This is a genomic window from Catenulispora acidiphila DSM 44928 (assembly GCF_000024025.1).
Classification (GTDB): domain Bacteria; phylum Actinomycetota; class Actinomycetes; order Streptomycetales; family Catenulisporaceae; genus Catenulispora; species Catenulispora acidiphila.
On sequence record NC_013131.1, the window covers coordinates 7,918,728 to 7,940,038 of the forward strand.

The following is a 21,311-nucleotide window of genomic DNA, read 5'->3' on the forward strand; positions in this document are numbered from 1 at the left end:
CCGCTACCGAACCTACCAACGCACACCACACAGATTAGGGATCCGACCCATGACCGGCACTCCACACATCCACTACGGCGACGCGGCAAGCGCACCGACCGCGCCCGAACCCCCGAGTCCGACGACCGCCGACGAGCGCCTCATCGAGGCGGCCTGGCTGGCCCTGTCCGCCGATCTCACCGATGCCGTCGGCGACATCTCCAGCCGTGATGACTTGATCGTGAAAGCAGTTCCGGCGACCGCTATCGGTGCCCCGGCGATGTTCACACCTGCGAAGGCGACCGTGGAGATCGACCGATTGTGTTTCGGGGGTGTGGACCCCGAGTCGATCCGCGCTCACCTGCCCTCCGACCGTTACCGATACCCGAACGCGTGGGGCGGGTTGGTCCACGAGGCGGCACATGCCAACCACTCGACGTGGACTCCGGCCGATGTACCGACCCTCCCGAGCAACGCCGTAGCGGCGGCGATCCTGCTCGAAGAATCCCGGATCGAGGCCGCGCACCTGGTGGACCGGCCGCAGGACCGTGTATGGCTCCGGGCCGGGACCGTGAACATCGTGTGGCCGGAGCTGTCCGCGCACGAGGTGACGGACGGCGCTGTCGCGGGTCGTGCCGCTGCTCTGGTGTTGGCGCGGGTGGACGCCGGTGTCCTCACTCAGCAGGAGACCGAGCCTCTGCGCGCCGCCGCCGAGGCAGCCCTCGGCCGCGATGTGCTGGCTCAACTTGAGATCATCTGGCGTCGAGCTCACATGCTGGAAGACAACGAGCGCGAGGCGCTCCTCGACCTCGGCGCCGCGTGGTGCGAGGCGATGGGCGACGAACCCGACGCCCTAGCACCGACCAGCGCAGGCACCTCGTGTTCCTCGGCAAACAGTCCCGCCACGGGCTCCGCCGGGGCGAGCACGGCCGGTGACCTCGTCAGCGAGGCGATTGTGGCCGCAGTAGAAGAGGTAGCCGCCACCGTGGACGCGGCAGTCAAAACAGCCTCCGCTGGAGACGCCGCCGAGGCGAATCGCGCAGCTGCCAAGCATGTACACAGCATCAAGGGCGCCCGCGCAGCGAAGCAGGTCTTCGGCCGCGACAGTTCTCGAACTCGCACCCGACCCCCGACGCCTGAGGAACGCGGAGCTGCCGCCGCACTGGCCAAACAGCTTCGGGCTGCCTCGTGGCGCAACCGCAGCACCACGCTGGTTTCGGCCGAGCTTCCGCCCGGCAGGCTGCGCATGCGCGGCGCGATGGTGCGCGATGCGCAGCGCGCCGCCGGAGCGATCCCCACGGCGAAGCCGTTCACGGCCGTGGTGCGGCGCGCAGTCGATCACCCGCCGCTACGCATGGGGATCGCGGTCGACACCTCCGGATCGATGAGCAGCGCGGAGGGACCACTGGCCTCGGCCGCATGGATCATCGCAGCCGCCGTCAGCGCCGCCGACCCCAAGTCGCAGACCGCCACTGTGACCTACGGTGACCGCCGCGTGAAGGCGCTCACCAAACCGGGTAAGGCACCGGCCGGTGTTCCGGTCTTCAAGACCGGCGGCGGCGACGAACGGTTCTGCGAGGCCATCGACGTCCTCGACGCCGGCCTCGGCCTGTCGCAGCCCGGCACCGCACGACTCGTCGTCATCGTTTCCGACGGCTTCTACTACGTCGACGAGCGCCGCGAGGGAGCCAAACGAGTTACCCAGCTGATCGGCTCCGGCTGCGCCGTACTCTGGCTGACCCTCACCGGCCGGTCCGACGTCATGCGCGGTGCTACGGAAGTCGTCGTCGCCGACCCCCCGAAGGCGATCGCCGAGATCGGCCGCGCGGCTGTCAAGGCCCTGGTCGTGGCCCAGTGAGTACTCACGCAATGCTCCTCGCGGCGCTCACCGAAGAACTCCTTCCCGTCGCCTGGCAGCGCTTCGACCAGGATTCGTTCGGCCGGCGATCCACCGAGTTCCGGCGCTTGCCACACCGCGCTGTCCTCACGGTCACCGCCAACGCCGTCAATGGAACGAACGTGCACCTCTTCAGTGGTGAGATCGACGTCCCCTGGCGGGTCACAGCTGACGACCCCGATCCGGTGGTGATTGCCGCAGCTGCAAACGCAGCGCTCGACGAAAGTAGGAGCCTGGGCGCGCCGCTAACCGATCTCCTCGTTGCAGCCAGTTGGCACCGCGAGGCAGACGAGTTCGGATACGGGGCGGCGGAGCGCCGTTGGGTGTCGCCTGACGGCCAGCGTGACGCCATCCAGTTCTCGGACGACTGCGAGCGGCTGAACGACTGGCTGATTTCACTCCCACCGACCCGGCTCATGCCTCGGCGGACCCAGTACGTCACATCGCCGTACACCCCTGCGGCAGTCCTGGCTGCCGTCGCCCTTGGCGACGCGCTCCTGCCCTGACACCGACTCCCGGCGGGCGCGTTGGTGGCTCCCCGCGCTCGCCGGGTCACTCAGGCCTTCTGAATCTCTGAGTCTTCCGCACCTCCTAAACAAGGGTTTTGACAAATGTTCACCAATCCAACGCACGCCCCGCTCTCAGTGCAGCGCGCCAGAGCCGAGACCATCGGTTCGGTTCTCGCCAAACATGGGTTCGGCTGGAGACCCGAGTCTTGCGACAACCATCCCGGCGCCCAAGCAGTCACGCGGTACTCGCGCGGCTACGTCAAGCTGCTGGTTCTATCGCTTGGTCACCGGCACGGCCAGATCGTCGAAATCGCGGGTGGCCCAAGGCCCAGGAGCTATCCCGCGCGTGGCGGCCACTCGGTCGGCGGACGCCCCTCCTGGCGACTGACCGCCTATGACCCGCCCGCAGAGGCCATCGTGGCCGCAGCTCTGGCCGCACGCGACGGGTCGACCGAACTCGGCGTCTTCGAGGTGGCCGGGTGGCACGTCGTGCGTCCCCATACCAGCGACATCAAGCGACCGCGCGTCGCGACCTACACCCGGCCGGATGGTGCCGTCGTCGCGTCCTTCCACGTCCCGACGTTCACACCCTCCTGCGAACGTTGCGCTTCGCACGGCGACCACGGGGACGCCGGTGGGTGGCTCGTCACAGGTCTGGGAGTCGTGTGCGACGCCAGCGCCCACACGCCGGGCTCGGTCATCGCCGCCTTCGCGATGAGCCTGCCCAGCTCTCAGCTCTTCCCCGGCCGACCCTCGACCCGGCCCGCCAGGCCGACGTTGGAGGAGCCCGAATGAACGCGAGCCAGTTCGACCTTCAACGCCGAGCCGGTGAGGCGCTACTGGCCGCCGGCTGGCACGCCGCCTCCATCGCCGTCGCCGCCAAGCCGGGCTCGGCCTGGAACCTGGTCGATCCGACTCGCCGGATCAGGGTACGAATGAGCGCTGACCTCGCCGCGTCGATGGCCGAGATCACAGCTGCGAGCCGCCCCAGTGGCAACGACGCAGCCGACTCATGGCGCCTGACGGTCCACCATGCCCCACCGGCCCGCATCGTTGCCGGTGCTTTGAACGCACCAGCAGCCCTCGTCAGGGCCACCGGCGCCGAGCGACGCGCCATTTCACGGGCTCTGGAGAGCTCTGGCATGCGTGCCGACCGTGGACGCCTGACCAGAGCGCTGTCCGGAACCTCCTGCTGGTCCGGCTCGAGTCGCGAAGCCGAAGCCATCTGGACCGCGCCGTCCCGCACCCGACGCGGCGGTTGGCTGATCAGCACCGCCGCCGTGCTGCTTGAGGCGACCCACGCGATCCCGGCCGCTGTCCTTGTTCCCCTGATCAACCCGGATCCGCTAGCGGAGGCACAGTCATGACCGATCACCCCATCGAGCGAAACCCCGACGACGAGACGATTCTCGCCTATCTCGCTGGTGACGACGCCGTCGTCGAAGCGGCGCGCGGGGTCTGGCATCAGTCGAAGCAGTACAACGCGGCGGCCCAGGCGCTCAAGTCCGCTAAGCGGGATCTTCAGTCAGCGACGGACTCCTTCTCCGCTGCGATCCGAGCCAGCCGCATCCCCGAGAAGAAGGCCCGGCGACTCAGCGCCGCCCTCATGATGCGCCTCGGCCGTGAGTGGCTTCTGGCAGAAGGCGACGATCCCGCGCACGAATCGTCGACACATGCCTGACCCGCTTCACCACTACAAAGGAGGCAGCAGAATGCCCACCACCGCTCCTGACCCCCGCACACCGAACGTCGGCCCGAGCCAGATTCCGCGCGGACCTCTGCCGGGCGCCGCACCAGCCCTACCCCCGGACGCCTGCGTGAACTTCAACCTGATCGACGGGCGCGTAGCGTGTTTGTCGGTGCCGATCGGAATCACCGAAGCCGACGCCGCCTTCATCCTGGCTGTGATCCAAGCTCATGTGACGGCCGTTGCCCGTCGCGGTCACTAGGCCGCCGGCCATCACATGGCGAAGAAGAAGCAACGGCGAACGAAGTCGTCGGCCACCGGGTCGAACAAGGAACCGAGCCTGCGGCAGGTGCCGCGACACGAACAGCAATACGCATTGGTCGGAGACACCCTCCTCGACGTCGAGAACGCGTTCCGCCTCCTGCGAACAATGCCACGCCGCACCAAGCCGATCGACGTCACAGCCTGGGCACGCCTCTACGGCATGGACGGCAACCCACACTCCCCCGTCCAACTCGGGCCAGCCTTCGACCGGGCGCATGCGATGTCCACCAACCTCGCACGCCCGCTGATTCTGGCCACCTTTGCCAGCGGACCCATCGAGGCAGAAGACACTCTGCTGATCATCGACGGCACCCACCGGCTATACAGGGCCTTCGTCGAGGGGCGGGACCAACTGCCCGCTCTGGTCCTCACGGCGGCCGAAACCTCAGCCATCACCATGGCCCGCCCAACTAGATAAGCGGGCCGCCCAGGGCCCTGGATCCTGATCGGCCCCGGCAGCCGTCCACCACAGCATGCCAGGTCACTACCCGAGGCCCTGGGACCGCCGCCCGGTCTTCGACGCCCACTCGACCACCCGCCCGCCTACGACCAGCCCAACAGCGCAACACCGTGCGATCGGCCGCTCATCGGGCGACCGATCGCACTTCGTCATGCCCGCGCCCGATCACCGTCGGAGGCTCTATGACAGACCAGCACCAGGACCACGGCAACCTCGCCAACGCCATCCGCGTGGCCCGCATCGGCGGCACGATCGCCGAACTCGCCGCCGCCGCCATCAGCGCCGACACCCTCTACCACCTCGGCGGCCAACTCGACCTCGGCCCGGCCAGCGCCTGGCTGCTCCCGGCCGCCCTGGACGTCTACGCCTTCACCGCACTCGCGGTCGCGTACAACCTCCCAGTGGAACACCCCGGCCAGAAGCCGGTCCTCCGCAACGCCCGCCTGGCCTTCAGCATGAGTCTGGCCTGCAACGCCTTGGACCACTTTCTGAAAAGGGCTGGCCGCTTGGTCGACCCGCTCACGCGTGATCTTCTACTGGTCGCCGTCGCGAGCCTCCCGCCTCTGATCGTCGAGCGTCTGCTGAACCTTCAAAGCCTTCTGACTCGCAGCCGCGGCCGCAGCGCGCAAAGCGGTCGCGTCGAGGCAGCCCCTGAGGAAGAGGAGCCCGCTCGCATGGGCGAGGAAGCCCTAGCCCATGCGGCAGCGGCAGAAGAAGAGGCAGAGCCACAGTTGGCCAGACCCCCCGATCAGGAAGTCGTCTGGACCGGCCGCCCAGACTGGGTCGCCCACGGACGCGAAATCTTCGCCAATCTGAGCACCCAGCTCAGTCGACGGCCCTCCGGCCGCGAATTCCAGGCCGCCCTAGCAGCTGAAACACGACGCTTGAGCACTTCAGGTCACCTTCCTGCGGGGACCCGGCCGCCTTCGATCAGTTCGGCAAAGCGCATTCGCGCCGCCATCGAGGCAGACACCTAGTACTCCAGCTGACGTTCGTTGTGGTGGGCCGGAGGGGTTGGCAAGACGTGGCGGCTACCGCTATCCACCGAGTGGAGCGTCTCGGAGTCGACCGCGACAGTCTAGGCCGGGACCGCGATTAGGACGAGGGGCGTCCGTTGCGGAGAGTTCGAAGACGAACGGTGAAGCGTTGGCGAGTGGTAGCCAACCGGCTCCGGGCAATTCGGATCCCGATGCTCGGCCAAGAACGCGAACGCGCCTCTGGCGGATGTCAACTCCCGGCACGTGGTCCACCCATCAGGACCGGCCGGTGCCTCGGCACGCCTGCCCATCTCGCCAACCAACATGGCCTCGAACCGCATGATTTGGTCCCAAAACATCTTAGTGCCTGTCCGTGAAATCGTCAGGCCGCTTGTGGTAGCGGTCTGGCGAGACGGCGGCTCATCAGCATGATCATACTGATGGTGACCATGGCCTCGTGGTTCTCTGGGAGTCGTTCGTAGTCACGGACGCAGCGTCGCCCCTAGGAGCGTGGGTCAGTAACGCCAACCCCATCAGAGGTTCGTGATCTTTCGTATGGAAGAGTCTTGGTATGTCTGGTGGTGATGGTCTGTTCGAGGTTGATCCGGGGGCGGTGTCCGAGCCGAAGGCCGGGCCGCGTCCCCCGGTGAGCAAGAGGTTCCGGGCGTTCGCCCCCGATCAGATGCTGTTGTTGCCGCCGTCGCTGGATGAGTGGCTGCCGGGGGGCATCTGGCGCGGTTCGTCGCCGAGTTGGTCGACGACTCTTGGACTTGGGCCTGATCCTGGCGTCCTATACCGACAAGCGCGGGCAGCCTCCCTACGACCCCAGGCTGATGGTGCGGCTGTTGGTCTGCGGCTACACCACCGGGGTGCGCTCTTCGCGGGCGATTGAGCGCAAGGGCACCCATGACGTGGCGTTCCGCTATCTGGCGGCAGGGGCCGGCCCTGACTACCGGTCGATATCCCGGTTCCGCGCCCGGCACCACCTGGAGGCGCTGGCCGACCTGTTCACCCAGGTGCTGCATTTGGCGCAGAGGCTCGGGATGGTGAAGATGGGCCGCATTGCGCTGGACGGCACGAAGCTTGAGGCGAACGCCTCCAAGCACAAGGCGATGAGCTACAGCAGGCTGCTCGACAAGGAACAGCGGGTCGAGGCCGAGATCGCAGAACTGGAGACGGCCGCGGCGGCGCTGCTGGCCGACGCCGCGGCCACCGACGCCGCTGAGGATGAGAAGTTCGGCTCGGATGGCAAGGACACCGACCTGCCGGCCGAGTTGGACCGGCGGGAGACGCGCCTGGCCAGGTTGCAGGCCGCCCGCGCCCAGATCGAGGCCGAAGGCCAAGGCCGCCGCGCACGCCGAGGAACTGGCCCGCAGAAAGGCCAAACGGGCCGGGCGCGAACTCGATGTGGACGAGGTCGACCAAGTGCGGGAGCAAGCCGCCGATGCGGCCCGGCCGAAGGACAAGGCGCAGGCCAACTTCACCGACCCGGCCTCCCGGATCATGAAGAACAGCGACGGCGCCTACATCCAGGCCTACAACGCCCAGGCCGTCGTGGACGATGCGCACCAGATCATCACCGCCGCCGACATCACCACCAACCCCGCCGATGCGTTGAACTCCACCGGCAGGCTCGACCAGGCTGCGGCGAACACCGGCATCCACCCCAAGCAGGCCCTGGTCGACGCGGGGTACTGCTCCGAGGCCAACCTCGCCGCTGCTGCGGCCCGCAAGGACGAGCACGGCACCGACACGTTCATGGCCACCGGCCGCCTGGCCCACGACCAGCAGGTTCCCGTCGCGCCACGCGGAGGCATCCCGGCCGACGCCACCACCCGGGAACGCATGGCCCGCAAGCTGCGCACCAAGCCCGGACGCGCCGCCTGCAGTCGACGCAAAGCCATCGTCGAACCCGTATTCGGCCAGATTATGACCTGCCAGAACGGCAGGGAACTCCTGCTGCGCGGCGAGGCCGGAGCCCGCGGTGAATGGCGCCTGCTCGCCGCCTGCCACAACCTCCGCAAGATCTCCCGGCACGCCGGAACCGCCGGACTGATCGCCGCCCGGGCCTGACCACCCCGGCCGGATGGCCGCCGACGGGCCTCACCGAGCCCGGTCGACACCCTCGCGAACCGGTTCCGAAGCCACAGGCACCACGACAAGCCGACGGACAGCCAGCCAGCCGATCACAAAGCCCCGACGGCTTGTTCAATTCCGACCCACGCTCCTAGCGCTCGACCGGGCACGTCGACAGGCTGAATTCAGTCTAGGGATTTGGCCCCGTTCGGCCTCCGCGGATTGCGGCCCTCGCCCGTCGAGTGAGTGCACGACAGGCTGGGCGAATATCCAGCTGAGGCGCAAATAGCCCCAGCTCACAGCCTGTGAGCTGGGGCTACTAGAACGTGCGCACCAAGGAGTCAACTCATCAGCGTCGCACGCCCTCCCGCAATCCCGTTCCACCTACCCCACAATCAAGCTGTCGATGTTCGCCCCATTAGCCGTGGTGACCGTAGCTCGAACAGTGATCGTCGTACTCTGCGGAAGCGTGGCAGTACAAGACACAGTCGCCCAGCTGTCCCACGCACCAGTGGGCGCCATAGTGAGCGTGGCGACAGTGGTGCCGTTGACCGCGACGGCCATCGGGCGGTTCGTGGTGCCCCCGTTGGCATAGCGGATCGAGAGTTGCTTCTTCCCCGCCGCGGCCGCCGTGACCGTCCAGCTGATGCCGGGGCCCGAGGACGATCCGTTGAAGTCGGCATAGCCGGTCCCGGTGTAGCCGGGGTGGCTGGTGTCGATGATGAACGCGCTGTCGAGATGGGCCGTCTCGGCCTCGTAGACCGTGCCGCCGCTGACGGCGGGGAAGGCGGCGCCGCTCGGTTCGACCGTCGCGGCGGTGCCGCCGTTCGCGACCACGGCTATCTGCGAGGTGACGACGCTCAGGACCTTCGTAGACGCGTTCCACACGCTGCCGGCTCCACCCGAGCTGATCAGCGCTGCGGCTTCGCTGGTGAAGGCCGGCAGGGTCGCCCCGCCGTTGACCCGCATCCCCACCGGATTCGCCAATCCGTGGAAGCGGACGATGTAGCGGCGGCTGGTGGGCGCGCCCGCGTACGTCCCCTGCGGATGGGCGACAGCGACGCGGGTCGCCGCGTCGGTGTAGGTGAGCTGCGTGGTGCTCTGGGCGCCGCTCCGATAGGACTCGGTCACTCCGTCGTCTTCGATGACTGAGAAGGTGCCGTCGGCCCCCGCGTAGACATCCATCTCAAGCTGCTGCTTGGTGAAGTAGGCGGCGCTCTGCGCGTACGGGTACTTGGGCAGAATCGCCCCCGCCTTGACGAACAACGGAGTCTCGCCGGTGCGGGTGGTGTAGGCGAAGTCCCCGGAGTCGGAACCGGTGTGCTTGATGTCGGCCCAGAAGTTGTACCAGGTCGAACCGGCCGGCAGCCAGATCTGCTGGACGGCCCCGCCGTCGTTGGTGCAGGGCGCGACCAGCAGCGAAGGGCCCCACATGTACTGCAGGTCGTGGGTGTAAGCCTGGGAGCGGCTCTGGTAGTCGATCACCATGGCCCGAGCCATCGGCATACCGGTTGCGGCGGACTGGTGGGCGAGCGAGTAGATGTAGGGCATCAGGGTGTAGCGCAGCCGGCCGTACCGGGCGAAGTCCGCCTGCGCCTGCGTGCCCTGGTCGAGCGGCCAGCGTGAGGCGAGCGTGCCCTTCGACGGGACCGTGGCGGAGGTGTGCGGGCGCCAGATCGGCGCGAGGCTGGACCACGCGACCGGCCAGTTGCGGTAGAAAGCGTCGGAAATCACGCTGCCGTTGCCGTAGCCGCCGCCGTCGATGTTGGCGAACGGGAAGCCGCCGAGGCCCGCCGTCAGCATGCCCCTGATCTGGGAGCGCATCTCGTCGTAGGTCGAGGGGATGTCGCCGGTCCAGTAGTGGCCGTAGCGCTGCTGGCCCGCGGTGGCGCCGCGGCTCCAGGTCCACGGGCGCTTCGCGGAGCCGATGTGGCCGCTGCCGGCCGGGTCCCAGCCTTCTTCGCCGATGCCCTTGTGCAGGTTCAGCAGGTAGGCGTTCCGCCCTTCGGCCCACGTGTGGCCGTCGGCCATCTTCGCAGGGTACGGGATCCCGCCCATCTCGTCGGTCTCGTCGATCCACAGGCCGTCACAGGGGTACTTCAGGCTCGGGTTGAGGGCCTTGTCCCAGAAGACCTTCCACACCCAGGCGCGGGTGGCGGGGTAGGACCAGTCGGGGACGGCGTTGTTCTGCGGCACGCTGGAAATGTCGGCCGACGCGAAGCTGTAGCCGGGGGGCGGCCCCGCCTTCCAGTTCTCCATGAGGTCGGAGTTGTTGCGGTTGTAGTCCAGCGTCACGGTGACACCGTTGGTGGCGGCCCATTTCGCGTAGCCGGCGGGGTCGGGCCAGCGGACGGAGCTGAACTCGAAATACGAGCCGGACCAGGCGCCGGAGCCGGCCCGCCACCGGTTGTCGTTGACCTGGTGGTCGAACGGGAAGCCGGCCGCGCGGTGCTGGGTGATCTTCTGACGCCACCAGTTCTCGTCGCTGGTGTCGGGGAAGCTGTGGTCGGTCATGTGGAGCCCGAAGATGGACCGCTGGGGCAGCCGCGGACGGCCGGTGAGCTGGGTGTAGCGGTCGAAGAGCTGCGTGAACTGGGGACCGTTGATCAGGAAGTAGTCGACCTGGGGCCGGATGCCGCTGACGCCGTACCCGGTGGCGGAGAACCCGTACCCGTTGCTGCTGTTGAAGGTGAAGGTCGTGTCGAAGGTGGTGTTGAAGAACACCCCATACCCCAGGTTGGAGAGGTAGAACGGCACGATGCCCGGCGCCTGTTCCTGAGGGTTGTGAGCGGCGGCGTTGGCGTCGGCGTAGTTCTCCGAGACCGTGGTACCGGTGCGATCCAGTGACGGCACGCGCCCGAGGATGCCGTGTCCGGCCTTCAGGAAGCGCTCACCGGAGGACGAGGGGACGAAGGCCTCGGCCACGACGGTGGAGTTGGTGCCGCTCCACGTGATGCCCCGGGTCGCGTCCTCCTTGGCCAGCAGCGCGCCGGTGGCCCGGTTGTAGAACTCCAGCCTCAGGGGCTTGCGGTGCAGGACGATGCGCAGACCGTCCGCCGCGGCGGTGTGCATCTCGATCGTGTCCGTGGTGACGGTCACGGTCAGGCTGCCGCCCATGGAGGTGTGGTTCGCGGGGACCACCATCTCGTACCGGGTGTCGGAGAAGAAGCTCTCCCCGGAACGGACCGCGTGCACCCTGACGATCTGGTCTCCGTACGCGGTGATCCTCAGCTGCTGACCGGTCGTGCTGGTCACGGTGATGCTACGGCTGTCAGTGGTGTGCGAGGCGTAGTCCGTGAGCTGATCCGCGCTCGCCCCGAAGGCGGGGACCGCGTTCACGGTGCTCACGGCCAGCGCGCCGACGGCCGTGGAAAGGACGGTTCTGCGCTTGATCGAATAGTCTTTCATCACGTCTCCCATAGAGTCGGATCCCATAGAGCCGGATCCCGTAGAGTCGGATCCCGTAGAGTCGGAAGGACTGTTGAGCAGAGGTGGCGAAGCCGTGGCCCCGGTCAGGAGACGCGCCAAACCTGGTTCGCCCCGCCGTTGCCGGTCCATTGGTCCAAAGCCGTGCCCGCGACGGTGGAGTTCTTCGGGATGTCGACGACGAGGCCGCTGTTGAGGTTTCTGACGATGTACGAGGTGTTCGACGACGAGGCGTAGTCGCCGACGGCGTCGAAAGCCCACAGCTGGTCGGCCGCGCTGGAACACGGCCACTGGATGAGCGCGCCTCCCGCGCTCGTGGAGGCCCCCGAGACGGTCAGGCACTCGCCGCTCTCAGCGCTGACGACGGTGAAGACGTTGCCGGAGGCGCGGTGCAGGTTCCAGCTCTGGTTCGCACCGCCGGTGGCGGGCCACTGGTCGATCGCGGCGCCGTCGTTCTTGGACGCCTTGGCCACATCGACGACCTGGTTGTCGGCACCGCTGGCGAGGACGTGGGCAGCCGCGCTGGGGACTGAGGAGCCGGCCGTCCAGGTGCCCGCGGACACGTCCAACGACCAGGAATTGAACCATCCGACATTCAGCGTCGTGCCCGAGACGGTGATCGGCAGCCAGACGAGCGGCGAGTTGCCCAGGTCGGAGGAATTCCAGCGGTCGCCGGCGTAGATGAACGTGGTGCCCGACGAACCGCTGACCGGGATGATGTTCGCGGTCTGGGTGTTGTAGGTCGAGGTGCCCGCCGGTGCGAAGTCGGTGAACGACGTCCACGGCCCGCTCAGCGAGGTGGCGCCGGCGTACACGTTGTCGTTCGTCTTCCACCCCGACAGGTGGGAGGCGAGCAGGTAGTAGCGGCCGCCGGACTTCATCATCGCCGGTGCCTCGAGGTCGGGGAAGAGGGCGACGTTCGAGGCCACCGAGAGGTAGTCGGCGGAGAGACGGTCGATGCGCAGGCCGTGCTGAGGGTCCCTGGACATCAGGTAGGCAGTGCCGTCGGTGTCCTGGTAAAGGCCCTCATCCTTGCTCTGGAAGCCCAGCGGCTGGAAGCTGCCGCGATACGTGTAGGGGCCGCAAGGCGTGGAACTGGTCGCGACGCCAACCTTCGCCTCGGAGTAGGAAGGACTGTCGATGTGCATGTACATCACGTATTGGCGGGTCGAGGCGTTGTAGATCACCTTGGGCCGCTCGACGATGCGGTTCGGGCCCAGATCGCCGCTCGCCTGCTTGGACAGGGCACTGCTGTGATACGTCCAGGTCTGCAGATCGGTCGAGCTGTAACAGGGGATCGCACGGAACGACGTGTCCGAGGAACTCTCCCCCTTCTTGTCCTCACCGAACGCGTACCAGGTGCTTCCGGACTTGACGATCCCCAACCCGTGCATCTGCAGCGCGTTGCCGTTCTGGTCCTTCCACGCCGCACCGGGGCTGAACGTGCTCGCCGACGCGGCGTGGGTGATCGGAACCGGTCCCACGACCGCCGCGGACAGGAGAAGCGCTCCCGTCAGGCCCGTCAGGATCCGGGAGGCCATCGTCTTCTTCAGCCTCGCCACGGTCATCAAGGCAGAATCCACTTCTGATTGGCGCCGCCGTTGCAGTCCCAGATCTGGAGCTGAGTGCCGTTCGTGGTGCTGGAGTGCGGAACGTCGAGGCACTTGCCGGTCGCGGGATTGGCCACAGCGCCGTTGGCGGACGTCCAATTCTGGTTGGCGCCGCCGTTGCAGCTCCACAGCTCCACGAGCGTTCCGTTGGCGGTGCGGGCGCCGGTGATGTCAAGGCAGAGGCCCTGAACACGCAGCGTCTGACCCACGACCGTCCACTGCTGGGTCGATCCACCGTTGCAGTCCCACAGCTGGGCCTTCGTTCCCGGCGTCGACGATCCCTTGGGGTCGTCCAGACACTTGCCGGCGATCCCCGATTTCATCGCGCCGGCCGGCGTTCCGGCTCCCGGCAGGGCCGCGACGAGTGCGTCCTCGGCGCTCGCCGTGGAGCTGGAGGACAGCTGTCGGATCGGCCCGGCCCAGGACACGCCGAACCCCGTGGCGGAGGTGTCGTGCGCCTCGATCGAGCCGGCCTGGGCGGTGAACCACGCGTCGTAGGCGCTGGTGCCGGCGGCTGAGGCCAGGGTCCGCAAGCCGCGCACGAAGATGCCCTTGAAGGAGACCTGGTCCTGGTTGCAGTTCGTCGGCTCGCAAGACTCGGTGAAGACGCCGTTCTGCGACAGGCTGGACGTCGCCGCGTCGGCGATCTGGCGGGCCGTGGTGAGGAGACTGGTGTCCCCGGTGGCCTGGGACAGCGCCGCCAGGCCGCCCAGTACGACGCCCTGGTTGTAGGACCAGGCGATGCCGTTGTTGTTCTTGCAGGAGCTGCTGAGGCCGTCGTTGACCAGGTGCGAGCTGTTGATCATGCCGCTGCCGCTGAACCAGCTCCACTCCTGCTTCGCCCAGCCCAGGTACTGGGTGTCGCCGGGGATGCGGTTGTGGAGGTCGGCGGTCAGTTCGAGGAAGAGTTCGTTGGGGATGGCGTTCTTGTATCCCTTGGCCTTGCTCCACCAGACCCCGCCGCCGCAGGTCGAATCCCAATAGCCGTGGATGTAGTCGGCATCGGTGCGGGCCATCTGCAGGTAGGCGGAGTTGCCGGTGATGTCGTAGGCCTGGACCCAGGCCAGGGCCCACCAGCCGGTGTCGTCCATGTACTCGTTCTCGAAGTTCGAGGACTGGTGTTTGGCGAACGCCCCGGACATCGCGTAGGCGTACGAGCTGTCACCCGTCGTCTGCTGGTAGGTCTCGATCGTGCTCAGGGCCACCGCGGAGTTCCACCAGCCCGTGCCTATCTGGCCGGTCGTGGAGTCATAGGACTTCATCAGCGCGGCGGCGCCAATGGCGGCGGGCGAGGCCGCCGAAGCGGTGCCGGCTGCTCCGATCAGCACCGAGACGGCGAGGGCGGCGGCTGTCACGACCGCGCCGAGAATTCGGGTCTTTCCTGTTCGCGCTTTCATGGGGGGCCTCATGTCAGGGTCCAGGTGACGGTGTCGGTGTAGGTGGTGCCTGCGATGGAGGCTGAGGCGGTGATGGTGTTGGCCCCCGGGCGCAGTTTCACGCCGGTCCATCTGAAGACGCGGTTCGAACTGCTCTGCCGGCCCAGCGACACCCCGTTGAGGACCACGGTGACGCTCGATGCGTTGGAGTAGACCTTCACCTCGGTCGTGGCGTCGGTCCGGGAGGTCCAGCGGCGGCTGGTGATGTACAGGCTCGGCGCCGTGGCCCAGTTGGCCTTGTACCAATAGAAGGCGTCCTTGCGGGTGGCCCGGTCGCGGGTGACCAGTCCCTTGTCGTTGATGCCGGGCTGGCCGCCTTCGTTGCGGGAGTCCGAGGCGAAGTCGAACATCGTCCAGACGTACGTGCCCCAGACGAAGGGCCGGGCGGCGAGCTGCGTCCACGACGCCTCGTGCACAAGCGCCTGGTACTCCTCCGGGTGGAACTGCCCTCCCGCGCTGGGTTTCGCCGGGTTGAGGGCGTGCTGCGTGGTGTTCGCGCCGGCGCCGTACTCGGAGAGGGCGAAGGTGCGATTCGGCTCGCTCTTGTGCAAGCTGTCGGCCCACGGGCCCAGGTCGTTGTAAGAGCCGCCGTACCAGCCGTAGTACTTGTTGAATCCGGTGGTGTCGGCGTGCCCTGCGACTTTGGCGTCGTCGCCGAGGTCGTTGGCGTAGGTGCTGATGCGATCCGGGTCCTCGCTCCGCACCAGCGCCGCGAGGCTCGCCAGCAGGTTGTTGGCGGCGGTGTCGTCCGAGCCCTGCTCGTTGCCGATACTCCAGAAGACGATCGAGGGGTGGTTGTAGTTCTGCCGGATCAGTTCGCGGAGCTGGTTCTCCGTGCTCGTGGTGAAGGCGGCGGAGTCCGTGGTGGCGTTGACCAGGGGGACCTCCGCCCAGACCACCACGCCGGTGGAGTCCGCGAGGTCATAGTCCTTCTGGTCGTGCTGGTAGTGCGCCATTCTGACGGTGGTGGCGCCGATCTCCTTGATGAGGGCGAAGTCCTGAGCGTGGTCGGCATCGCTGACCGCCCAGCCCTCGATGGCGCGGTCCTGATGCAGGTTGACGCCGTGCAGTCCCAGGCGGCTGCCGTTGAGGTAAAAGCCGGTCTTGGTGTTGAGGCTGAAACTGCGCAGCCCCAGCGGTTCGGTGACCGCGTCGGTGACCGTCCCGGTGGCCGCGTCACGGATCTCGACGGTGGCGCTGTATAAGTGGGGGTCGGCCAGGCCGTTCCAGCGGCGCGGGCTGGCGATGGTCAGCGTCTGCACGACGTCCACACCGGACGCGGCGCCGATCCTCTGCGGCGCGCTGCTCCGGTCGGCCACGATCGTGCCGGCGGCGTCGGCGACCACGGCGCGCACCACCACGGAACGGCTGGTGGAGTCGTTGTTGTACACCTTCGCGGTCACGTCGACCTTCGCCGAGGAGGCCGTGACGCTGCGCTGACGCAGATAGATTCCGGGCCCGGCGTAGTCGAGCATCCGTATGCCGAGCTTGTCGATCGCGTAGAGGCTGACGTTGCGGTAGATCCCGCCCTGGAAGGTGTAGTCGGCGCTGAGCGGCGCTATATCAGGGTTGTACGCGTTGGTGACCTTTACGGCCAGCACGCTCTGCCGGCCGGGTGTCAGGGCGGCCGTGGCGCCGAACCGGAACCGGGAGTAGCCGCCCTGGTGCTGGCCCAGGTGGGTGCCGTCGATCCAGACGTCGGCGACCTGATTGGCGCCGGCGAACTGCAGGAAGAGCATCTTCCCCGACAGGTTCGCCGGCACCGTGATGTGCCTGCGGTACCAACCGACGCCCCGGTAGTAGTTCCCGCCGCCGTCCGCGCCGTCGGCGGCGTTCCAGGTATGCGGGACGCTCAGCGCGGTCCACGCGGCGTCGTCGAAGCCCGGCGCCTGTGCGCCGGCGACGTCGCCCTTATGGAATCGCCACCCTGAGTCGAGGCTGAGCCAGGTGCGGGGCGCCGGTGGAACGTAGGTCTGTGCGGGCGCCGGAGAGGACGCGGCAGCACTCTGAGACGCGTCATCGATGGCGAACACGGCCAGCGCACCGCCTGCCACGGTGCCGAGCAGCTGCCGTCGGCTGGGGGGTTCGTTCATTGGCATGCCTTCCCGGTGAGGTGGGAGATGCTGTTTCGAACCGCACAGAAGCGAACACCGTGCAGCGAAACCCAGGCCTCTGTTAGGAGTTCATATATGTGAACGGCTCTCGCCTATATGAACAAGCTAGCCGTGAGGTTAAACCTGGGCACCCCTTGAGTCAACCCTGGCGCAAAGCCAGAAACCGGCCTGCTACCTGGCGATTTGACCTTCGCTGGTTCACGTACGTGAACCAGTGGGCTGACGGCCGTCCCTCAATGTTCGGTCGCGTTCGGGCGTTCTGCCTGCGGATTCGCGTCCTGACTCGCCTGGGGGAAAATGTTCCATTGCCTTGAGTCTTGACCGCAGAAGAAACAGGACAGCACACTGTGCTCCAACCCCTTTGGTGAACGAGGGGTTGCGCCCGGCAACGAACCGGCAACACCAGCGCGCCCCCCAACCTCCCGGGTGCGCTTGGAAAGAGTGCGCCGGCCACGGCGGCCACCTGTAGCCGTCGGCCACCGGGCTGCCTGGCCGGTCCGGGCGCCCGGTGGCTGACTCCATTCCCCTCATCCGACCCCTCACCGACGAAGGGCCTCTTCCGCCATGCCCGAAATCTCCGGAAACGGAAGCACTTCACATATTCCCGCTCCCTCGCGTCGCAACGTCCTGACCGCGTTCGCCGCGGCCGGCGCCGCCGCGCCGCTCCTGGCGGCCTGTTCCAGCCCGAGCAGCCCGGGTGCCGGCACCACAGCCAAGGCACCGGCCTCGCTCGGCGGCACCCCTTCGGCCCCGGTCACCCTCAACATCCTGGACGTGGCCGGCAACCTGGCCCTGACCAAGCCGATGATCGAGGCTTTCAAGACCGCGCACCCCGAGGTCGTCAGCCATCTCACTTACAGCACCGGAACCGCGCCCCAGCTCGCGTCGAAGGTTCAGGCGCAGCAGCAGGCCGGCAACGTGCAGATCCATCTGGTGCTCACCGGCACCGACGGCCTGGCCGCCGGCATCCAGAACGGCCTGTGGACCGGCCTGAAGCCTTATTACGACACGTTCTTCCCGGGCCTGATGACCGACTACCAGCCGGCCGCCGCCGCGATGACGTCGCTGGCGCAGGACCAGGGCATCGAACTGACCTGGTACCCCTCGGGCCCGCTGCTGGAGTACGACCCCGCGAAGGTTGCGAGCCCGCCCGCCACCACGGACGCCCTGCTGGACTGGGCGAAGGCCAACTCCGGGAAGTTTCAGTACGCACGGCCCGCCAACTCCGGCCCCGGCCGCACCTTCCTGATGGGCCTGCCCTACCTGCTGGGCGACTCCGACCCCACCGACCCGGTCAACGGGTGGTCCAGGACGTGGGCCTACCTGACGGAGTTGGGCAAGCACGTCGACTCCTACCCGTCCGGGACGACCGCCGTGATGAAGAACCTCGCGGCCGGCTCCGTCCACCTGGTCGCCACCACGACCGGCTGGTACATCAACCCTCGGGCCCTGGGCACCGTGCCGCCCTCCATGAAGGTCGCCAAGTTCACGTCCTTTACCTGGGTGAGCGACGCCCACTACGGGGTCGTGCCCAAGGGGGTGTCGGCCGACGTCCTGACCGCGGTCCTCCGCCTGCTCGCCTGGATGCTCACCCCCGAGCAGCAGGCCTTCGCCTACGACGCCGGCTACTTCTACCCGGGCCCGGCCGTCAAGAACGTCCCGCTGAGCAAGGCCCCTGCCGACTCGCAGAAGGTCATCGCCCAGTTCGGCGAGCCGCAGTTCGACGCCTGGATGGACCAGTTCCCGATCAAGAACTCGCTGCCGGCCGCCACCCAGGTCACCGCCTTCGACCTGTGGGATCGGAAGATCGGCTCGACGAAGTGACGACGATGGAATCGAGCACTCCCGCCGCGCCCGGCCCGGGGCCCGGCAGTCCGCCGGCCGCCGGCCGGCGGCCCGACTCGCAGCTCAGGGAACTGACTCTGCGAGGCGTCACCCGCGACTACGGCGAGCACACCGCGCTGCACCCGCTGGACCTGACCGTGCACGGCGGCGAGTTCGTCGCGCTGCTGGGCCCGTCGGGCTGCGGCAAGACCACCGCCCTGAACTGCCTGGCCGGCCTGCTGCCGCTGAGCGGCGGCGAGATCGCCCTGGACGGCCGGCGCGTGGACACCCTGCCGCCGGAGAAGCGCGGCTTCGGCATGGTGTTCCAGAACTACGCGCTCTTCCCGCACCTCACGGTCCGGGCCAACGTCGGCTTCGGACTCAAGATGCGCAAGACGGGAAAGGCCGAGATCGGCCGCCGGGTCGACGCGGTGCTGCGGCTGGTCCGGCTCACCGAGCAGGCCCACAAGCACCCCGGCCAGCTCTCCGGGGGCCAGCAGCAGCGCGTCGCGATCGCCCGCGCCATCGTCCTGGAACCGCCGCTGGTCCTGATGGACGAGCCGCTGTCCAACCTGGACGCGGCGCTGCGGCTTCAGATGCGCGGCGAGATCCGGCGCATCCACCAGGAATTCGGCCTCACCACGGTGTACGTGACCCACGACCAGGAGGAGGCGCTGTCGCTGGCCGACCGGCTCGTGGTGCTGCGCGAGGGCCGGGTCAGCCAGATCGGCACCCCGGCCGACCTGTACGAGACCCCCGCCGACCCGCATGTCGCGGCCTTCATGGGCTATCGCAACCTGCTGCGTCTGGAAGCGGTGACCGCCGACTCGCAAGGAGTTCTCGCTCGCGGGCGCGGCCTCGAACTGCGCGGGACGCCGGTCGCCGACCGGGTCCTGGATCTGCGCGAGCCGGTCGTGGTGGCCATCCGCCCCGAGAACGTCCATCTCGCCGAGGGCGGGGCCCCCGCGGACCTGACGGCCGTCGCCGAGATCGTCGAGTACCACGGGCGGCAGTTCCATGTGGAAGCCCGTACGGACGGGGGCGACCGCGTCTATTTCAAGACCGCCACCCGGGTGCACCCGAACGACCCGGTCTCCCTCACGATCCCCGCCGACCGGGCCCTGGTCTTCCGGGACCCGCAGGGGGCGGACCTGAGCGCGAACCAGGGGGCGGGCACATGAGCGCCCTCGCGCCGCCCGGCCCCGAGGCGACCCGGCCCGCGCCGCCCCGCAACGCCCTGCGACACCGGCTGGCCGAGCGCGGCGTCGACCGGACCCTGCTGCTGCTCGTGCCCGGCCTGCTGGCCTCGGCCGCGCTGTTCTGCTACCCGTTCCTGTACGGGCTGCAGATCTCCTTCCAGCCGAAGACGGGCGGCTTCTTCGGCTCCTACCGCGCCTTCTTCGGCAACTCCTTCGCGGTCGGCTCCATCGGCATCACCTTCAAGCTCGCGCTGCCCGCCGCGATCATCAACGTCGGCGCGGCCGTCCCGATCTCGTACCGGATGCGCAAGGAGTTCCGGGGCAAGCGGCTCCTTCTCGCGCTGCTCGTCGTCCCGATCACGCTGGGCACGGTGCTGACCGCCGAAGGCATCGTGGAGTTCTTCGGCCCGGTCGGCTGGTTCAACCAGACCCTGCACGCGCTCGGCCTGGCCGCCTCGCCGGTGAAGCTCACCTACGACTACTGGGGCGTGCTGCTGTCGCTGATCATCAGCGGCTTCCCGTTCGCCTTCCTGCTCACCAACTCCTACCTCTCGGGAATCCACCCGGCCCTGGAGCGGGCCGCCGCCACGCTCGGCGCGGACTGGCGGCAACGCTTCCGGCACATCACCTTCCCGCTGCTGCTGCCCGGGCTGATGACGACGTTCTGCCTGACGTTCGTGCTGGCCTTCGCGGTGTTCCCGTCGGCGATGATGGTCGGCGACCCCGACGGCAGGACCCATGTCATCTCCGTCGAGGCCTACGAGACGGCCCTGGAGCACTTCAACTACTCCGAGGGCTCGGCGATCGCCATGGTGATGACCGCCCTGATGCTGGCCGTGGTCGGCGTCGCGATGGGACTGCGCTCCCGCCTCTACCGGGGATCCACAGGGGGCAAAGGATGACCGTCCAGGCGACGCCGGCGACTTCGGCGACGAAGGTTCCCCCTCCCACCGCTCCGCGAGCGCGCCGCGGCATCACGCTGCGGCCGGGCGCCTGGCTGGTCTGGGGTGTCCTCGCAGTCTTCTTCCTCGGCGTGTTCGGCGTCGTGGGCTCCGTGGTCCTTGACTCCTTCGGCCAGACCTGGTTCTCCGGGTGGGCGCCGCACGGTTACACCACGTCCTGGTACGGCAAGGCTTGGAGCGAGTTCAACCTCGGGCAGGTCATGACCGTCACCATCGAGGTCTCGGTGCTGGTCGTGGCCATCTCCCTGCTGGTCGGGGTGCCCGCCGCCTATGCGCTGGCCCGCCGTGACTTCCCGGGCAAACGCGTGGTCTCCACGATTTTCGTGCTGCCGATCCTGGTGCCGCCGATCGCCTATGGCATCCCCTTGGCCACCGTGCTGTACAAGGTCCACCTGGCCGGATCGCTCACCGGCGTGGTGCTGGCCAACCTCGTGCCGTCCATCCCGTTCGTGATCTTCACCATGACCCCGTTCATCGAGCAGCTCGACCCCCGGCTGGAAGCCGCGGCCCGGATGTGCGGCGCGTCCACGCGCTCGGTCTTCCTCCGCGTCCTCGGCCCGCTGCTGCTGCCCGGGATGCTCGCCGCGGGGATCCTCGTCCTGGTCCGCACCTTCGGCATGTTCGAGCTGACCTTCCTCACCTCGGGCCCCGACAGCCAGACGCTGATCGTGGCCCTGTTCTCGGCGGTGTTCTCCGCCGGCATCCGAAGCCCCCAGTCCATCGACGCCATGGCCGTCGTCTACACGGCGTCGATGGCGGTGCTGCTGCTGGTCGCCCTGCGGTTCGTCAACCCCACGCAACTGGTGGCCCGCAGCTCGAACTGATCCCTCA

The 21,311-nt window shown here is 67.9% G+C and carries 16 protein-coding genes and 1 pseudogene; 13 read left to right on the top strand and 4 right to left on the bottom strand.

Annotated elements, in window-relative coordinates; translation table 11 throughout:
• Positions 1–49 precede the first annotated feature (49 nt).
• The 9 genes and pseudogenes from CACI_RS33980 (at position 50) to CACI_RS34015 (ending at position 7,906) form a co-directional block, all read left to right on the top strand.
• Positions 50–1,837: a hypothetical protein gene (locus CACI_RS33980; RefSeq protein ID WP_015795424.1), complete on the top strand. Its 1,788-nt coding sequence runs from the start codon at positions 50–52 to the stop codon at positions 1,835–1,837.
• An 11-nt stretch (positions 1,838–1,848) separates the two neighbouring features.
• Positions 1,849–2,382, top strand: a complete 534-nt coding sequence (locus CACI_RS33985; protein WP_015795425.1) for a hypothetical protein — start codon at positions 1,849–1,851, stop codon at positions 2,380–2,382.
• Between the two features lie 420 nt (positions 2,383–2,802).
• Complete coding sequence (locus CACI_RS33990) at positions 2,803–3,180, top strand: hypothetical protein (RefSeq protein ID WP_041540628.1); 378 nt, start codon at positions 2,803–2,805, stop codon at positions 3,178–3,180.
• Positions 3,177–3,752 carry a hypothetical protein gene (locus tag CACI_RS33995; protein WP_015795427.1) on the top strand — a complete coding sequence of 192 codons (576 nt, stop codon included), beginning with the start codon at positions 3,177–3,179 and terminating at the stop codon, positions 3,750–3,752. The genes CACI_RS33990 and CACI_RS33995 overlap by 4 nt, the downstream gene beginning before the upstream one ends.
• Positions 3,749–4,066 carry a hypothetical protein gene (locus tag CACI_RS34000; protein WP_015795428.1) on the top strand — a complete coding sequence of 106 codons (318 nt, stop codon included), beginning with the start codon at positions 3,749–3,751 and terminating at the stop codon, positions 4,064–4,066. The genes CACI_RS33995 and CACI_RS34000 overlap by 4 nt, the downstream gene beginning before the upstream one ends.
• 31 nt (positions 4,067–4,097) lie before the next feature.
• Positions 4,098–4,334, top strand: a complete 237-nt coding sequence (locus CACI_RS50490) for a hypothetical protein (protein ID WP_015795429.1) — start codon at positions 4,098–4,100, stop codon at positions 4,332–4,334.
• Between the two features lie 15 nt (positions 4,335–4,349).
• Positions 4,350–4,814 (top strand): hypothetical protein, encoded by a 465-nt coding sequence (locus CACI_RS34005; protein ID WP_015795430.1) that lies wholly within the window; start codon positions 4,350–4,352, stop codon positions 4,812–4,814.
• A 224-nt stretch (positions 4,815–5,038) separates the two neighbouring features.
• Positions 5,039–5,833 (top strand): DUF2637 domain-containing protein, encoded by a 795-nt coding sequence (locus CACI_RS51650; RefSeq protein ID WP_015795431.1) that lies wholly within the window; start codon positions 5,039–5,041, stop codon positions 5,831–5,833.
• 646 nt (positions 5,834–6,479) lie between these two features.
• Positions 6,480–7,906: pseudogene (locus tag CACI_RS34015) on the top strand (IS1182 family transposase).
• A 387-nt stretch (positions 7,907–8,293) separates the two neighbouring features.
• Here CACI_RS34015 and CACI_RS34020 read toward each other — a convergent pair.
• The 4 genes from CACI_RS34020 to CACI_RS34035 all read right to left on the bottom strand — a co-directional run bounded on the left by CACI_RS34020 (position 8,294) and on the right by CACI_RS34035 (position 16,474).
• The gene (locus CACI_RS34020; RefSeq protein ID WP_190276663.1) at positions 8,294–11,317 is read right to left on the bottom strand and encodes a TIM-barrel domain-containing protein; all 3,024 of its coding nucleotides are present in this window, start codon (positions 11,315–11,317) and stop codon (positions 8,294–8,296) included.
• A 104-nt stretch (positions 11,318–11,421) separates the two neighbouring features.
• Positions 11,422–12,903, bottom strand: coding sequence for an RICIN domain-containing protein (locus tag CACI_RS34025; RefSeq protein ID WP_015795433.1), 1,482 nt, complete (start codon positions 12,901–12,903; stop codon positions 11,422–11,424).
• Positions 12,903–14,342: a glycoside hydrolase family 76 protein gene (locus tag CACI_RS34030; protein ID WP_015795434.1), complete on the bottom strand. Its 1,440-nt coding sequence runs from the start codon at positions 14,340–14,342 to the stop codon at positions 12,903–12,905. The genes CACI_RS34025 and CACI_RS34030 overlap by 1 nt, the downstream gene beginning before the upstream one ends.
• An 8-nt stretch (positions 14,343–14,350) precedes the next feature.
• Positions 14,351–16,474 carry a glycoside hydrolase family 2 protein gene (locus CACI_RS34035; protein ID WP_015795435.1) on the bottom strand — a complete coding sequence of 708 codons (2,124 nt, stop codon included), beginning with the start codon at positions 16,472–16,474 and terminating at the stop codon, positions 14,351–14,353.
• 585 nt (positions 16,475–17,059) lie between these two features.
• Between CACI_RS34035 and CACI_RS34040 the strand changes: the two genes are divergently transcribed.
• The 4 genes from CACI_RS34040 to CACI_RS34055 are packed head-to-tail and all read left to right on the top strand — an operon-like array spanning position 17,060 to position 21,304.
• Positions 17,060–18,319, top strand: coding sequence for an ABC transporter substrate-binding protein (locus CACI_RS34040; protein WP_015795436.1), 1,260 nt, complete (start codon positions 17,060–17,062; stop codon positions 18,317–18,319).
• Between the two features lie 5 nt (positions 18,320–18,324).
• Positions 18,325–19,500 carry an ABC transporter ATP-binding protein gene (locus CACI_RS34045; protein WP_015795437.1) on the top strand — a complete coding sequence of 392 codons (1,176 nt, stop codon included), beginning with the start codon at positions 18,325–18,327 and terminating at the stop codon, positions 19,498–19,500.
• On the top strand, positions 19,497–20,420 hold the full coding sequence (locus CACI_RS34050) for an ABC transporter permease (RefSeq protein ID WP_015795438.1): 924 nt from the start codon (positions 19,497–19,499) through the stop codon (positions 20,418–20,420). Before CACI_RS34045 ends, CACI_RS34050 begins: the two co-directional genes overlap by 4 nt.
• On the top strand, positions 20,417–21,304 hold the full coding sequence (locus CACI_RS34055) for an ABC transporter permease (protein WP_015795439.1): 888 nt from the start codon (positions 20,417–20,419) through the stop codon (positions 21,302–21,304). The genes CACI_RS34050 and CACI_RS34055 overlap by 4 nt, the downstream gene beginning before the upstream one ends.
• Positions 21,305–21,311 lie beyond the last annotated feature (7 nt).

Bases quoted from the DNA above. Each gene is read 5' to 3' on its own strand.
- CACI_RS33980 (WP_015795424.1), top strand. From the start codon at position 50: ATGACCGGCACTCCACACATCCACTACGGCGACGCGGCAAGCGCACCG.
- CACI_RS33985 (WP_015795425.1), top strand. From the start codon at position 1,849: ATGCTCCTCGCGGCGCTCACCGAAGAACTCCTTCCCGTCGCCTGGCAG.
- CACI_RS33995 (WP_015795427.1), top strand. From the start codon at position 3,177: ATGAACGCGAGCCAGTTCGACCTTCAACGCCGAGCCGGTGAGGCGCTA.
- CACI_RS34000 (WP_015795428.1), top strand. From the start codon at position 3,749: ATGACCGATCACCCCATCGAGCGAAACCCCGACGACGAGACGATTCTC.
- CACI_RS50490 (WP_015795429.1), top strand. From the start codon at position 4,098: ATGCCCACCACCGCTCCTGACCCCCGCACACCGAACGTCGGCCCGAGC.
- CACI_RS34005 (WP_015795430.1), top strand. From the start codon at position 4,350: ATGGCGAAGAAGAAGCAACGGCGAACGAAGTCGTCGGCCACCGGGTCG.
- CACI_RS51650 (WP_015795431.1), top strand. From the start codon at position 5,039: ATGACAGACCAGCACCAGGACCACGGCAACCTCGCCAACGCCATCCGC.
- CACI_RS34020 (WP_190276663.1), bottom strand. From the start codon at position 11,317: ATGAAAGACTATTCGATCAAGCGCAGAACCGTCCTTTCCACGGCCGTC.
- CACI_RS34025 (WP_015795433.1), bottom strand. From the start codon at position 12,903: ATGACCGTGGCGAGGCTGAAGAAGACGATGGCCTCCCGGATCCTGACG.
- CACI_RS34030 (WP_015795434.1), bottom strand. From the start codon at position 14,342: ATGAAAGCGCGAACAGGAAAGACCCGAATTCTCGGCGCGGTCGTGACA.
- CACI_RS34035 (WP_015795435.1), bottom strand. From the start codon at position 16,474: ATGAACGAACCCCCCAGCCGACGGCAGCTGCTCGGCACCGTGGCAGGC.
- CACI_RS34040 (WP_015795436.1), top strand. From the start codon at position 17,060: ATGCCCGAAATCTCCGGAAACGGAAGCACTTCACATATTCCCGCTCCC.
- CACI_RS34045 (WP_015795437.1), top strand. From the start codon at position 18,325: ATGGAATCGAGCACTCCCGCCGCGCCCGGCCCGGGGCCCGGCAGTCCG.
- CACI_RS34050 (WP_015795438.1), top strand. From the start codon at position 19,497: ATGAGCGCCCTCGCGCCGCCCGGCCCCGAGGCGACCCGGCCCGCGCCG.
- CACI_RS34055 (WP_015795439.1), top strand. From the start codon at position 20,417: ATGACCGTCCAGGCGACGCCGGCGACTTCGGCGACGAAGGTTCCCCCT.